Raw genomic sequence first — 13,459 nt, forward strand, 5'->3', positions numbered from 1 at the left:
CGGTCTTCAAGGAATGCGGGGGACGCAGGGGATGCGCGAGTGACGGGGAAGCAGGGGAAGCACGGGAGGCGGGGAAGCGCCGGGCCTCAGCGGTCCGACGGCGGGCGCGGGGCCGCCGGGGCGTGGGCGGAGGCCAGGGCCAGCCGGCGGCAGGCGTGGACCAGCAGCACCAGGGCCCCCGCCGCGCAGGCGAGCAGCGGAACGGCGTGCTCCCCCCACACGGAGACCACCGTCTCCACCGGTCCCGCGAGGACGCCGCAGCCGGGCAGCCGGCCCGCGAACACCAGGCAGACGGAGGCGATCTCGGTCCAGCCGACGGCCCGCAGCACCACACCCGGCGCGTGGGTGAAGCCGTGCACGGTGAGCAGGCGGGCGATCAGCAGCAGGGCTCCCAGCGCCGCGGTGGCCGCGGGAGTGGAGTGCTCGTCGAGCAGCACGGCGCAGAGCACCGACAGCCCGGACACCGCGGCCAGATGGACGGCGACCACGCCCAGCAGCAGGGGCCGCGCGGTGGCCGCGAACTCCTCCAGGCCCCGGCTCCCGGCCAGCTTGCGGCCCACCCCGGTCCGGAAGAGGTGCGCGGTCCAGGCGGCGGGCACGCACGACAGACCCAGGGCCAGCAGCGGGGTGAGGGTGACCGGCCAGTCGCCGTACTGCCCGCCGTCGGGAAGGTCGTCGGGACCGCCCACGAGGCCCGTGTGCAGCAGCCCGTCGCCCATCAGGGCGTATCCGACCAGGAGGTAGGCCCAGGTGCGCGCGCCCGGCGGGGTGCGCCAGTCGTGCGGCCCGGGCACCGAGCGGCCCTCGGAACTCAGCGGGCCCCGGCCGAGTGCCAGACGCACCGCGCCGACCACGGCGAGCAGCCCCAGCACGGCGACGACGAGCCGCAGTTCCCCGGTGGTCCACCGCAGCGCGGCCACCGCGCCGACGCAGAGCGCGCCCGGCAGCAGCGAGCGGAGCGCCCACCGCGCGGGCGGCGGTCCGGCGGGCGTGGACGGCCCGGCCGCGCCCTCCTCCTCGTCGGGGCGGCCCGCCCGGGCGTACATCTCCTCGGCCAGCGAGAAGACGTCCCGGTGTCGGAACCGGGCGGCCGTCCGGTCGGTGACGCCGTGCGCCTCCAGCCCGGCGGCGATCTCCAGCGGGTCCACCGCCCGCTCGCACAGCTCCCGGTGGCGCAGCATCAGCGCCTTCACCGGGTCCGCACCGGACGCCACCCCGGAGGAGCTGCCGGAGGAGACGCCGGGGGAGACGACGGACGAGACGCCGGGCGACGCCCCGGAAGGGACGCCGGACGAGACCCCGGACGAAACCCCGGAAGGGACGCCGGACGAGACGCCGGACGAGCCGGTCCCGGAAGGATCTCCGCCCCCCTGGGCTGCTCTCGCCCGCTTGTCGAGACCGTTCACCGGGTCACCTCCACGGATTCCGCGCCGGCGACCCGCAGCTCGGCCGGCACCGCGAACGGGCGGGGCTCCGCGGCGTCCGCCTCGGCGATGCGGCGGGCCGGGCAGCGGCCGGCGACCTCCAGATAGATGCGGTGGAAGGCGGCGACGTTCTGCTCCACCGTGAACAGCTCCATGGCCCGGGCCCGGGCCGCCGCGCCGAGCCGGTCGCGGCGCGCGGGATCCCTCAGCAGGGCCACGCAGGCGTCGGCGAGCGCCCGCGGATCCCGGGGCGGCACCACCAGCCCCGTCCCCCCGACGACCTCGACCACCGCGCCGACGTCGGTGGAGACCGTGGCTCGCCCGCTGAACATGGCCTCGACCACGCTGACCGGGAACCCCTCCACCACGCTGGACAGCACGATCACCGCGCCCCGCGCGTACACGTCCGCCAGCCCGGGGGCGGCGGGCCCGCTCATGTCCACGAACTCCACCGGCGGGTCACCCTGGAACAGCCGGCCCGCCAGCTCCTCGCAGTGCAGCAGGTAGGCCGCGCCCTCCGGGTCGGGCGCGGAGCCCGCGATCCGCAGCCTGGCGCCGGGCACCCGCTGCCGCACCGCCGCGAAGGCGTGCAGCAGCGTCACCAGGTCCTTGGAGGGCTCGATCCGCCCCACCCAGACCAGCGTGCCGGGCCCCGTCCCCCCGTCCGCCGCATGCACCACGTGCGCCCCGTCCGCCACGTCCGCCATGTGCGCCCCATTCGCCATGTGCGCCGCCCCCGAGCGCCCGCCGGCCCGCTCGCCGGCCGCGGCAAAACGCGCGGCAGACATGCCCGGGTAGACCGTGCGCACCTTGGACCGGTCCGCTCCGCACCGCTCCTGCCAGCGCCTGACGTGTGTATTGCCGGGCGTGAGCATGGCGGCGCTGCGGTACACCTCGGCGGCCAGCCGGCCATGGAAGGCGGCCAGCAGCGCGCGCACCGCGGGGGGCGCGTCCGCGGAGCCCAGGTAGTGCGCCCGCAGCGGCACGCCGTACTCGGTGACCACCAGCGGTACACCGTGGAAGTGGCGGGCCAGCAGCCCGGGCAGTGCGGCGAGCCCGCCGGCCGCGGCGTGGCAGAGGTCCACCGAGCCGAGTTCGCCCTCCGCGTACCAGTCGAGGGAGAGGGGGCGCAGCGCCTGCTCCAGGTGCGCGCCGACGAGCAGCAGGTCCGTCACCCGCGCCTCACGCGCCGCCCGGGGGGCACCGGGGGCGCGGCACACCCGCTCCAGCGCGCGGACGGCCTCCTCCGAGCGCAGGGCGGCGACCATTCCGCCCTCCTCACGGGCCAGCTCGGCGAGGCCGTAGAGGGCGGAGCGGAAACGGTCCGCCTCCTGCGGTGAGCGGGCGCCCTGCCCGGGCGCACCCGCCGGACCGGCGCAGAGACCGGCGGCGAGGTCGCCGTAGTGCTCGGCGAAACGGCGGCGGGCGCGGCGGCCGTACCAGGCGCCGTCGACCTCGGCGGTCCACAGCGGGGCGGTGCGCACCTGGGTGACCTGGGCGGGGACGTCGACCCAGCCGGCCCGCTCCTGCTCCCGGTCGCGGCTCAGGGCGTACAGCCTGAACTCGTGCTGGCCGAGGCCGCGCACCAGGCGGTCGCACCAGAGCCTGGCCTCACCCCTCGCGTACGGGTAACCACCCTCCGTCAGCAGTCCGATGCGCACGCGTAACATCCCCGATCTCCCATAGGAACGGCCGCCGTCGACGGCGGCGGCTGGTAGCCGGGACGAACGTATGCGGATATGCCGGTGGCGCGACGGACGGTTGTCCGTCGCGCCACCGGAAGGGGTGAACGCCCGTAACCTTCCCGCTCACGGGGCGTTTTGTAGCGCACAGCGACAGGCCGATCGCGCGCCGGGTGCGTGTCAGCCGTTCGGGTAGGCCCAGGCGTTCGGCCTGCAGTGGATCCCGTCGTGGTCCAGGAACTTGGTCTGCTGCTGCATGACCGGCGCGAGTCCGCCGTCCTTGGAGCACTCCACATGCCCGTAGCCCAGACGGTGGCCGACCTCGTGGTTGATGAGCATCTGCCGGTAGGCGTGGATCTCCCGGTCGCCGTACGTCTGCGACCCCTGCGCCCAGCGGTAGGCGTTGATCATCACGCGGGAGGTCGACGCGGAGTCGCAGGAGACGTTGTCGATCGTGGTGTCCAGGCCCGACTTGGCGCACCACTCGGCCGTGGTGCCCGGGCTGGCCAGGGTGATCACGAAGTCCGCGCCCTCGGAGTCGCCCTTGGGGACCCGCTTGAAGGACAGCCCGTCGTGCGCCCAGCTCCGCTCGTCGTTCAGCGTCTTGTGCACGGCCTCGGCGAACAGCTCGCCGTCCAGGCCGAGGTCGTCCTCGACGTCGACGCGGTAGCGGAACTCCTGCCCCTCGCGCGGCGGTTCGTCGGTCCCCGGCACCGAGGTGAACGATCCCGGACCCTCGAGCTCGGCGCCGAGGTCGTAGACGAGCCCCATCCGCTGCTCGTAGGTGAGGCCGTCGAGGTTCCAGGCCGGAGGCAGCGGCGAGGGTTCGGCCGCGTCCAGCGGTTCGCCGCCGACCCCGCCCGGCGCACCGGCGGCGTGCGCGCCGCTCACCGAGCCGGACCGGTCGGCGGCGACCTGCTCGGTGACCGTCACGCCCAGCATCACCAGCAGCGCGACGGCGAGCGCGCCGGTGAACAGGCGGCCCTTCACCCCGCGCCGCGGACCGACCTGCCGGCGCCGGGCGTACGGCTCCCGCGGCGCCGCGGCCGGACCGGGCGCCTCCTCGTCGTCGGTGCCCACGGGGAGGGAGGGGTCCTCGGGCAGGCCGGGCCCGCCGCCACCCGGTCCGGCCGGCCTGCCGCCGGGCCCGGCGGCAGGCCGGTACCGGCCGCGGTCGTCCAGCGTGTCGTAGTAGGGCGCCCGCTGCTCCAGCGAGGCCGCGCCCTCGGCCCGCCCCACCAGGTCACGGGGCTGCCCGGCCCAGTCGTCCCAGCCGCCCCGGTGGTGGTCCGGGGCCTGGGGTCCCCCGTGCCGCGGGGACGGCCCGTGGCCCTCGGGGTGCTGGGGGTGGCCGCCGCGCACCGGGGAGGACGCGCCGCCCCGTCCGTGCGCGACGCCGGTCCACTCCGCCGGGCCCTGGGACGGCTCCCAGGGACTCCAGGCGTCGTCGGGGTCGAGGGCTCCCCCGCCCTCAGCAGGGCGCGCGGGCCCTGCGTCCCGGCGGTCGCGGGCGGCGGCTGCCGCCTCCGACGAACCGGGTGCGGCATCTGCGGGCCTGGCCGGCCCCCGGCGACTGTGCCGTCCCACGCGCTCCCTCAGCTTTCGGTTTCCGTCGCGGCCAGGACATCGTCGGCGTCCCCCGGGCGGCGCTCCCGCGTGCTCCCGCCCGCCGGTGGGGCGGTTTCGGCGGGCGCGGTGTCCCTCAGGAACTCGCGGAAGGCCCGGGCGACCGTGTCCGGACACTCCATCATGGCCACATGTCCGGCTTCCGGCAGGGCGAGCAGCCGGGAATCGCGGAAGGCGCGGGCCGCCCGGCGGGCCATCCGGAAGGAGACCAGCCGGTCACGGCCGCCGTAGACCAGCAGGGTGGGCGCCGTGACCCGTTCGGCGTGTCGCCAGAGCCGGTGCCGCCCCGCCAGGGTGTACGCGTCGACGATGCCACGGGCCGAACGGGCCATCGCGTCCCAGAAGTAGGGGAGCCGCTGACGCCGTTCCATCTCCGCCACCGCGGCGGCCAGTCCTTCCTCGGTCACCCTGCCAGGGTCCCCGTAGGTGAGCCCCAGCACACCGCGAACCCGCTGTTCGGGGGTCCACTCACGGGTCAGCCGGGTGAACAGCAGCGCCACACCGGGCACCGCGAGCAGCCCGGTCGGCACCGCGCCGCGCTGCACCCGCAGCTCCGGCAGGGCGGGCGAGACCAGGGTGAGCGAGCGCACCAGGCCGGGGCGGAGCGCCGCGACCTTGGTGGCGACGGCGCCGCCCATCGAGTTGCCGAAGAGGTGGACCGGACCGCGTCCGGACGTCTCCAGGTAGCGGACGACCGCACGGGTGTGGCCGGTGATCGAGTAGTCGCCGTCGTCCGGCGGCGGGGAGTCGCCGAAGCCCGGCAGGTCCACCGCCTCGCAGTCCAGCAGGTCGTCCAGCAGCGGCATCAGCGCCGACCAGTTCTGCGAGGAACCGCCCAGCCCGTGCAGGAACAGCGCCGGCTCGACGCCCTTGCCGGCGGGGCGTGAGCGGACCGACAGGGTCACGCCGCCCAGCGCGGCCGACCGGACCCGCTCACCGTCGACGCGCACCGGCGCCACCCGGGGCAGCGCGTCGCCGGCGGGCGGAACGGGCGGGAGATCGGTCGAAGACATGCGTCAATGTTACGAGACGATCACGCCCCGCCAGGTTCTCCGGCGGCGGCCGCGGGTGTGCAAGCCGTCACAGCCGACCGGGGGGCCGGCGAGCACCGGCGGGCCGGTGTGACGCGGGCGCCCCAGGGCACACATCCGCACACGGAGGCATCGCGCCGCCGCCGGGTGTCTCCTAGGCTCGACTGCACAGGGCACCCCGCCCCCGCAGCGGCCCGCCGCACCGGGGGAGCCGAACGGAAAGACCCACCGAAGGGAGCCCCACCATGCCCGTCGACCCGACCGACCCGGAGACCTTCACCGATCGGCAGGAGCAGGAGGAAGCCGTCCCGGAGATCGACGTCGAGGCGCCCGAGCACGACGCCGCCGAGCAGCAGGCGGACGTCCGCCCCGGCAAGGACGACCCGGTCCGGGGCGACGCGGGCGACCGCGCCAGCGAGGGCGACCTCGCCGAGCAGGCGAGGGTGGTGGAACTCGACGAGGACGACTACCGGTGACCTCGGCCGGCGCCGGCCGGATGGCCCTCGGCATCGCCCGTCAGGCGTCCCTCGGAGGTCCGCCAGGCATCCGTCAGGCGTCCGTCGGGGGTCCGTCGGGGGTCCGTAAGGCGTCCGTCGGGGGTCCGGCCGGGGCACACCCGGCGCTCCCGTCGCGCGGCCCCCTGTCCACCCGGTGAAATTCTCCGGTCGCAGGACTCGCAGCACGGTTACCGAAAAGTACGATGGTGCTGCGGCGCACACCGCGCAAGGACGATCATGGGAGGCGGCGTGACAGCCATCGAGCAGACAGAGGCGGCACGCCCGCGCGGCACCCGGCTTCCGCGCCGTGCCCGGCGGAACCAGCTTCTGGGCGCCGCGCAGGAGGTCTTCGTCGCCCAGGGGTACCACTCCGCCGCCATGGACGACATCGCCGAGCGGGCGGGCGTCAGCAAGCCGGTGCTCTACCAGCACTTCCCCGGGAAGCTCGAGCTCTACCTGGCCCTGCTGGACCAGCACTGCGCGGCGCTGATCCAGTCCGTCCGGGCGGCACTCGCCTCCACCAGCGACAACAAGCAGCGCGTCCGCGCCACCATGGACGCCTACTTCGCGTACGTCGAGGACGACGGGGGCGCCTTCCGCCTGGTCTTCGAGTCGGACCTGACCAACGAGCCCGCGGTCCGCGAGCGGGTGGACAAGGTCACCAACGAGTGCGCCGAGGCGATCTGCGACGTGATCGCGGAGGACACCGGGCTCTCCCGCGAGGAGTCGATGCTGCTCGCGTCGGGTCTGGGCGGCCTCGCCCAGGTCGTGGCGCGGGCCTGGCTGCACAGCGACCGCAGCGTGCCGCGCGACAAGGCGGTGCAGCTGCTGGCCTCGCTGGCCTGGCGCGGCATCGCCGGGTTCCCCCTGCACGGCAGTGAGACAGCCTGACGGGCCCCGCCTGGACTAATGTGTGCCGGGTACGGCGCGGACAGGGAACCATGATGTCCGCGCACCACTGACCGTCGGAGGGACATGGCCGTGGAGGTCAAGATCGGCGTGCAGCACGCGCCCCGCGAGATCGTTCTGCAGAGCGGTCAGAGCGCCGAGGAGGTCGAGCGGCTCGTCGCCGAGGCGCTCGCCGGCAAGGCGGCGCTGCTGACCCTGGTGGACGAGCACGGCCGCAAGGTCCTGGTCCCGGCGGAGCGTCTCGCCTATGTCGAGCTGGGCGAGCCCGCTCCGCGCAAGGTGGGCTTCGGCGCGCTGTAGTGGGGCGTCGCGCACCACGCGACAGGCAGTGAGGGGCCGGACGGCTGTTGAGCCGTCCGGCCCCTTCGCGTGTGCGCGGCAGCGCCGGCGGGTAGGCACACCGGGACCTTTCAGCACGCCTCAGGTGAAGGGACCACGCCATGTTCTTCCTCGCGGCGCCGGCCTCGGTGCTCCTCGGGCTGCTGCTCGCCTACGCGGCCGTCCACCGGCTGCCGCACCGGCTGCCGCGGGCGGGGACGGTGCTGGCCACCGGCGCCGCCGGCGCCCTGCTGGGCACCCTGGTCACCCACGGCGCCCTGGCGCCCGCCCAGCCCGCGCCGCTCCTGCTGGGCGCCGCGGCGCTCTCCGCGGCGTCGCTCTCGCTGCTGCTGCGGCCGGAGCGCCGTCGGCGCCTCCCCTAGACGCCGCGGTCCGCCCGCGCCTCCGCCGGACGCCGCGGTCCACCCCGGACGGTGTGCCGCGTCCACCCCGGGGCGGTCCCGGTTCCGCCGCCCCGGCGGTGTGCCCGCGGCCTGAACCCCGGGCGGTGTGCCCGCGGCTCAGGCCGCCAGACCGAGCGCGGCCATCCGCTTGGTGTGGGCCTCCGTGATGCGGGAGAACATCCGGCCCACCTCCGCGAGGTCGAAGCCGTCCGCCACGCCGCCCACCAGCATGGTGGAGAGCGCGTCCCGCTCCGCCACCACGCGCTGCGACTGCGACAGCGCCTCGCCCATCAGCCGTCGCGCCCACAGCGCCAGCCGACCGCCGACCCGCGGCTCCGCCTCGATGGCGGCCCGCACCTTCTCCACCGCGAACTCGGCGTGCCCGAGGTCGTCGAGCACCGCCAGCACCAGCTCCCGGGTGTCGGAGTCGAGCCGCACCGCCACCTCGCGGTAGAAGTCCGCCGCGATCGAGTCGCCGACGTAGGCCTTGACCAGGCCCTCCAGCCAGTCCGACGGGGCCGTCTGCCGGTGGAAGCCGTCCAGCGCCGCGACGAAGGGCGCCATGGCCTCCTCCGGGTCGGTGTCGATCTCCGCCAGCCGGGCCCGCAGCCGGTCGAAGTGGCCGAACTCGGCGGCGGCCATCTTGGCCAGCTCGCCCTTGTCGGCGAGGCTCGGCGCCAGCTTGGCGTCCTCGGCGAGCCGCTCGAACGCCGACAGCTCGCCGTACGCGAGCGCTCCCAGCAGGTCCACGACGGCGGCGCGGTACTGCGGGTCTGCGGAGGCCTGCTCCCAGGTCTGCGCGGCGACCTTGTCGGTCACGGCGTCCGGAGCGGCGTCGGTCTGGCCGGTGGCGTTGTCAGGCGTCGTCATGAAACGAACGATAGTCCGCCCGGCCGTTCCGCTCGCCGTCACCGCCCGCCCGCGCCCGTCCCGCCCCGGCGCACGGCGGGAGCGGGGGGCGCGCGGGGGCGGGGCGGCGGCGGGGTGGTGGCGGCGACGGCGCGATGTGAGGAGCACTACGTCGCCGTACCGACCGTCCCATGTGCGCGATTCCGGGGTATGGTGGTAATGCGCCCGCCACGTATCCGACGGGCCGCACGAATGAGGATGCCCGGTCGGTGGCCCGATCGGCTCCGACCCGACAGCCCTCCTCGCCCGCAGCCCCCATGCGTGCGGCCACGGAGGGACCCTCAGCGGTACGAGTGCTGGAGCGTCGGCGTGGTCCCGTGCCACGGGCCCGTCTCCCGAGCAGGGCCGACGACGTCCTTCCGGTTCGGTACGACCGTGCCCGCCACGGTGGACCCCCGCGCTCGCCTCGCGCCGCGCACACAGAAGAGGCAGCACCCTGACTACCACGTTCCGCGATCTCGGAATTCTCCCTGAGACGGCCGAAGCCCTCGAGGCGGTCGGCATCGTCAATCCCTTCCCCATCCAGGAGATGACGCTCCCGGTGGCCCTCTCGGGCTCGGACGTCATCGGCCAGGCGAAGACCGGCACGGGCAAGACGCTCGGTTTCGGCCTGCCGCTCCTGGAGCGCGTCACCGTCCCCGCCGACGTCGAGGCCGGGCGGGCGAAGCCGGAGGACCTGACCGAGGCGCCGCAGGCGCTGGTGGTCGTCCCCACCCGTGAGCTGTGCACCCAGGTCACCAACGACCTGCAGACCGCCGGCAAGGTCCGCAACGTCCGGGTCCTCGCGATCTACGGCGGCCGCGCCTACGAGCCCCAGGTCGAGGCGCTGAAGAAGGGCGTCGACGTGGTCGTCGGCACCCCGGGCCGTCTCCTGGACCTGGCCGGCCAGAAGAAGCTGGACCTCAAGCACGTCCGCAGCCTGGTCCTCGACGAGGCCGACGAGATGCTCGACCTCGGCTTCCTGCCGGACGTCGAGAAGATCATCAACATGCTTCCGGCCAAGCGCCAGACGATGCTGTTCTCGGCGACCATGCCGGGCGCGGTCATCGGCCTGGCCCGCCGCTACATGTCGCAGCCCACGCACATCCGCGCCACCGCGCCGGACGACGAGGGCAAGACGGTCGCGAACATCAAGCAGCTCGTCTACCGCGCGCACTCCATGGACAAGCCGGAGATGGTCGCCCGCATCCTGCAGGCCGACGGCCGCGGGCTGGCGATGATCTTCTGCCGCACCAAGCGCACCGCCGCCGACATCGCCGACCAGCTCCAGCGCCGCGGGTTCGCCTCCGGCGCGGTCCACGGCGACCTGGGGCAGGGTGCCCGCGAGCAGGCGCTGCGCGCCTTCCGCAACGGCAAGGTCGACGTGCTGGTCTGCACCGACGTCGCCGCCCGAGGCATCGACGTCGAGGGCGTCACGCACGTCATCAACTACCAGTCCCCCGAGGACGAGAAGACCTTCCTGCACCGCGTCGGCCGCACCGGCCGCGCCGGGGCGAAGGGCACGGCCGTCACGTTCGTCGACTGGGACGACATCCCGCGCTGGCAGCTCATCAACAAGGCGCTGGGGCTGGACTTCAACGACCCGGTCGAGACGTACTCGACGTCGCCGCACCTCTTCTCCGACCTCTCCATCCCCGAGGGCACCAAGGGCATACTGCCGCGCTCCGAGCGCACGCGTGCGGGGCTGGGCGCCGAGGAGATCGAGGACCTGGGCGAGCCGGGCGGACGCCGCAACGACCGTGAGCGCGGCCGGGGCGGCCGTGGTCGCGGCGGGCGTGACGAGCGTCCCTCGCGGGACGCCGCCGAGGGCACCGGATCCGCCGAGGCCGCCGAGGGCGAGCGCGCTCCGCGCACACCGCGTCGCCGCCGCCGGACCCGCAACGGGGCGCCGGTGAGCACCGCCGCCACCGCTGCCGCCACCACCGAGGCTCCCGCCGCGGTTCCGGCCGCCGAGGCCGCCGTCGAGACGGCCGAGGGCACCGCCGCCGCGCCGCGCCGTCGCCGCCGGACCCGTGCGGGCGCCGGCGCCGACACCGTCGCGGTGCAGACCGCGCCGGTCGAGGCCGCGCCGGTCGAGGCCGCGCCGGTCGAGGCCGCGCCGGTGAGCCCCGTGGAGGCCCCGGCGGTCGCCGCGGACGCCACCGAGGGCAAGGCCCCGCGTCGCCGTACCCGCAAGACCGCCGCAGCGCCGGTGGAAGCCGCCGAGGCCGTCGCCGACACGGTCGAAGCCACCGAGGCAGCCCCGAAGCGCCGCACCCGCAAGGCCGCCGCGGCTCCCGCGGAAGCCGTCGCGGACACGGTCGAGGCCACCGCGGACGCCACCGAGGCCAAGGCCCCGCGCCGCCGCACCCGCAAGACCGCCGCTCCCGTCGAGGCGACCGCCTCGGTGGAGGGCGTCGCCGCGGCCGAGGGCGAGGCCAAGGCCCCGCGCCGCCGGACGCGCAAGGCGGCGCAGCCGGCCGCACAGGCCCCCGAGATCCCCGCCCAGGCGGGCGAGGAGGCGGAGAGCACGCCTCGCCGCCGCACCCGGAAGGCCGCCCAGCCGGCCGAGAGCTGACGGTCGGCCACGTCCGGCGGCCCGGACGGCCACATACGACGGCCCGGTTCCCCGAGGGGAGCCGGGCCGTCGGCGTCCGCCGCCGCGCTGGGTACGCTGACCGCCATGAGCAGGCCCGACACCTTCACTCCCCCGCCCGGTGCGCGGGTGCACCAACTCACCACCGAACGCGGCGCGTTCGCCGCCATGGAGATGCCCGCCGCGTCGGGCGTCCCGCACCGGGGCACCGCCTTGCTGCTGCCCGGATACACCGGCAGCAAGGAGGACTTCATCACCCTGCACACCCCGCTCGCGGCGCGCGGCTACCGCACGGTGGCCGTGGACGGGCGTGGCCAGTACGAGTCCGACGGCCCGGAGCGCGACGAATCCGCCTACGCGCAGGACGAGTTGGCGCAGGACCTGCTCGCCCTGGCACATGTCCTGGCCGAGGCCGAGGGGACGCGCATCCATCTGCTCGGCCACTCCCTCGGCGGGCAGATCTCCCGCGCCGCCGTGCTGCGGGACGCCGCCCCGTTCCTCAGCCTGACGCTGATGTCCTCCGGCCCGGCCCGGATCTCCGACTCCCAGCGGGAACGCGTGACCATGCTCCGCGAGGCGCTCGGCACCATGTCGATGGACCGGGTGTGGGCGGTGATGCAGGCAATGGAGGCCACCGCAGCCCCCGAGGAGCTGGCCGAGCAGCCCGACACCCGCCCGCTGCGCGAACGCTGGCTGCGCACCCGGCCGGCCCAGCTGATCGCCACCGGCCGCCAGCTCTGCGCGGAACCGGACCGGGTCGACGAGCTGGCCGCCGTGGACCTGCCGTACCACGTCCTGTCCGGCTCCCACGACGACGTCTGGCCCGTGGAGCTCTTCGACGAGATGGCCGTCCGCCTCGGCGCCCTGCGCACGGTGATCGACGGCGCGGACCACTCCCCCGCCGTCGACCGCCCCGCCGCGACCGCCGAAGCCCTCGCCGGCTTCTGGGACGGCGTCGGGCGCCAGGGCTGACGCCCACCGGCCCCCGGCCCCGGCTCCCCGGCCCTCGACACCCCCGGCCCTCGACACCCCGGCTCCCCGGCTCCCCGGCTCCCCAGGGGGTGGTGGCTCACTCCAGCGTGCGCAGCCGCTCCCAGAAGCCGTCCCGGAGCGCCCTGCGCAGGTCGGACTGGCCGCGCAGGGAGTAACCGAGCAGCCCTTCGGCCTGGACCAGCAGATCCTGGTCGTCGGAGCCGGGCAGGTACGGCTGCCCGGCGAGCAGCGCCTCCATCGGCTCCGGGCCGCGCTCGGCAAGCCACCGCGCGGCGATCTGCGCGCCGACGAAGCGGACCTCCTCCCAGGTGGGGCGGGCCGCGGCCGCCTCGAAGGCGGCGGTGGCCCGGCGGGAGACGTAGGGCTTGAGGAAGGGCAGGTCCAGGGTGCGCTGGCTGTCGACCTCCCAGAGCAGCGGCTCGGCCTGGTTGCGGCCGTCCGGTGCCTCGATGCCCCAGAGGTGGACGCGGGCGCCGTACTCCTGCGCCGCCTCCACGGCCGGGACCAGGTCCTCGTCCCCGCCGAGCAGCGCCGCGTCGGTGATGGCCCGGTTGCGGGCCAGGGCCTCGAGGTCGGAGCGGATCAGCCCGTCGACGCCCTTCTGCTGGTTGTTGGCGTTGAGGTTGCCGAGGCGGACCTTCACGTCGGGCAGCTCCGCGATGGCCTGCTGCTCGGCCGTGTGGATGCGGCGGCGGGCCCCGTCGTACCAGTACACCCGCAGCAGCCGGCTGTCCTGGAAGAGCGCCGCGGCCCGGTCGATGAGCGCGGCGATCACTCCCTCGGTGTCCAGCTCGAAGGCGCGGCGGTCCTCGGTGCCCACCACCAGCCGCCCGGCGGCCGCGTAGAGGTACCCGGCGTCGACGAAGAGCGCATGGGTGGACTGTGGAGCGGTCTGCGCCTTCGCCACCGCGGCGAGAACGCGCTGGAGCAACCCGTTGGTGCTCTCGATGCTTGCGGTCAGCGCCGCGAGGTCGTCATTCATACCGGTGCCCATTGTCCCGGCGGTCACGGAACGCAGACAACCGGTCTCACCCAGTTCATACCGCGTCCGCACATGCGCCTCGGGCAGGCGGGCATGAGCGGATACTTAG

Annotated in this window: 12 protein-coding genes; 6 read left to right on the forward strand and 6 right to left on the reverse strand. The window is 75.3% G+C overall.

Annotated elements, in window-relative coordinates; genetic code table 11:
- Positions 1-86: 86 nt before the first annotated feature.
- From GBN72_RS10175 to GBN72_RS10190, 4 genes are all read right to left on the reverse strand, one after another.
- Entirely contained in the window at positions 87-1,214 is a 1,128-nt protein-coding gene (locus tag GBN72_RS10175; RefSeq protein WP_369695880.1) for a hypothetical protein, read from the reverse strand.
- Positions 1,215-1,402: 188 nt separating this feature from the next.
- Positions 1,403-3,094, reverse strand: coding sequence for a DUF3492 domain-containing protein (locus GBN72_RS10180; RefSeq protein ID WP_246212401.1), 1,692 nt, complete (start codon positions 3,092-3,094; stop codon positions 1,403-1,405).
- Between the two features lie 192 nt (positions 3,095-3,286).
- Entirely contained in the window at positions 3,287-4,693 is a 1,407-nt protein-coding gene (locus GBN72_RS35160; RefSeq protein ID WP_246212402.1) for a DUF3152 domain-containing protein, read from the reverse strand.
- Positions 4,694-4,701: 8 nt separating this feature from the next.
- Positions 4,702-5,745, reverse strand: coding sequence for an alpha/beta fold hydrolase (locus GBN72_RS10190; protein ID WP_151771386.1), 1,044 nt, complete (start codon positions 5,743-5,745; stop codon positions 4,702-4,704).
- A gap of 263 nt (positions 5,746-6,008) precedes the next feature.
- Between GBN72_RS10190 and GBN72_RS10195 the strand changes: the two genes are divergently transcribed.
- The 4 genes from GBN72_RS10195 to GBN72_RS10210 all read left to right on the forward strand — a co-directional run bounded on the left by GBN72_RS10195 (position 6,009) and on the right by GBN72_RS10210 (position 7,870).
- Complete coding sequence (locus tag GBN72_RS10195; RefSeq protein ID WP_151771387.1) at positions 6,009-6,239, forward strand: hypothetical protein; 231 nt, start codon at positions 6,009-6,011, stop codon at positions 6,237-6,239.
- 270 nt (positions 6,240-6,509) lie between these two features.
- Entirely contained in the window at positions 6,510-7,151 is a 642-nt protein-coding gene (locus GBN72_RS10200) for a TetR/AcrR family transcriptional regulator (protein ID WP_151771388.1), read from the forward strand.
- 90 nt (positions 7,152-7,241) lie between these two features.
- Positions 7,242-7,469, forward strand: a complete 228-nt coding sequence (locus GBN72_RS10205) for a DUF3107 domain-containing protein (protein WP_151771968.1) — start codon at positions 7,242-7,244, stop codon at positions 7,467-7,469.
- A 140-nt stretch (positions 7,470-7,609) separates the two neighbouring features.
- Positions 7,610-7,870 (forward strand): hypothetical protein, encoded by a 261-nt coding sequence (locus GBN72_RS10210; RefSeq protein ID WP_151771389.1) that lies wholly within the window; start codon positions 7,610-7,612, stop codon positions 7,868-7,870.
- A 138-nt stretch (positions 7,871-8,008) separates the two neighbouring features.
- On the opposite strand, the gene GBN72_RS10215 is transcribed toward GBN72_RS10210, so the two are convergent.
- Positions 8,009-8,761 carry a ferritin-like fold-containing protein gene (locus tag GBN72_RS10215; RefSeq protein WP_151771390.1) on the reverse strand — a complete coding sequence of 251 codons (753 nt, stop codon included), beginning with the start codon at positions 8,759-8,761 and terminating at the stop codon, positions 8,009-8,011.
- A 568-nt stretch (positions 8,762-9,329) separates the two neighbouring features.
- Between GBN72_RS10215 and GBN72_RS10220 the strand changes: the two genes are divergently transcribed.
- Complete coding sequence (locus GBN72_RS10220) at positions 9,330-11,357, forward strand: DEAD/DEAH box helicase (RefSeq protein WP_246212403.1); 2,028 nt, start codon at positions 9,330-9,332, stop codon at positions 11,355-11,357.
- Between the two features lie 105 nt (positions 11,358-11,462).
- Positions 11,463-12,347, forward strand: coding sequence for an alpha/beta fold hydrolase (locus GBN72_RS10225; protein WP_151771391.1), 885 nt, complete (start codon positions 11,463-11,465; stop codon positions 12,345-12,347).
- Between the two features lie 97 nt (positions 12,348-12,444).
- Here GBN72_RS10225 and GBN72_RS10230 read toward each other — a convergent pair whose 3' ends face one another.
- Entirely contained in the window at positions 12,445-13,350 is a 906-nt protein-coding gene (locus tag GBN72_RS10230; protein ID WP_151771392.1) for an NYN domain-containing protein, read from the reverse strand.
- Between the last annotated feature and the right edge of the window lie 109 nt (positions 13,351-13,459).

This window comes from Streptomyces abyssomicinicus, assembly GCF_008974245.1.
Classification (GTDB): domain Bacteria; phylum Actinomycetota; class Actinomycetes; order Streptomycetales; family Streptomycetaceae; genus Streptomyces; species Streptomyces abyssomicinicus.

Excerpts from the sequence above, each read along its gene's own strand:
- GBN72_RS10180 (WP_246212401.1), bottom strand. The coding sequence starts at position 3,094 with ATGTTACGCGTGCGCATCGGACTGCTGACGGAGGGTGGTTACCCGTAC.
- GBN72_RS10190 (WP_151771386.1), bottom strand. The coding sequence starts at position 5,745 with ATGTCTTCGACCGATCTCCCGCCCGTTCCGCCCGCCGGCGACGCGCTG.
- GBN72_RS10195 (WP_151771387.1), top strand. The coding sequence starts at position 6,009 with ATGCCCGTCGACCCGACCGACCCGGAGACCTTCACCGATCGGCAGGAG.
- GBN72_RS10210 (WP_151771389.1), top strand. The coding sequence starts at position 7,610 with ATGTTCTTCCTCGCGGCGCCGGCCTCGGTGCTCCTCGGGCTGCTGCTC.
- GBN72_RS10215 (WP_151771390.1), bottom strand. The coding sequence starts at position 8,761 with ATGACGACGCCTGACAACGCCACCGGCCAGACCGACGCCGCTCCGGAC.
- GBN72_RS10220 (WP_246212403.1), top strand. The coding sequence starts at position 9,330 with ATGACGCTCCCGGTGGCCCTCTCGGGCTCGGACGTCATCGGCCAGGCG.
- GBN72_RS10225 (WP_151771391.1), top strand. The coding sequence starts at position 11,463 with ATGAGCAGGCCCGACACCTTCACTCCCCCGCCCGGTGCGCGGGTGCAC.
- GBN72_RS10230 (WP_151771392.1), bottom strand. The coding sequence starts at position 13,350 with ATGAATGACGACCTCGCGGCGCTGACCGCAAGCATCGAGAGCACCAAC.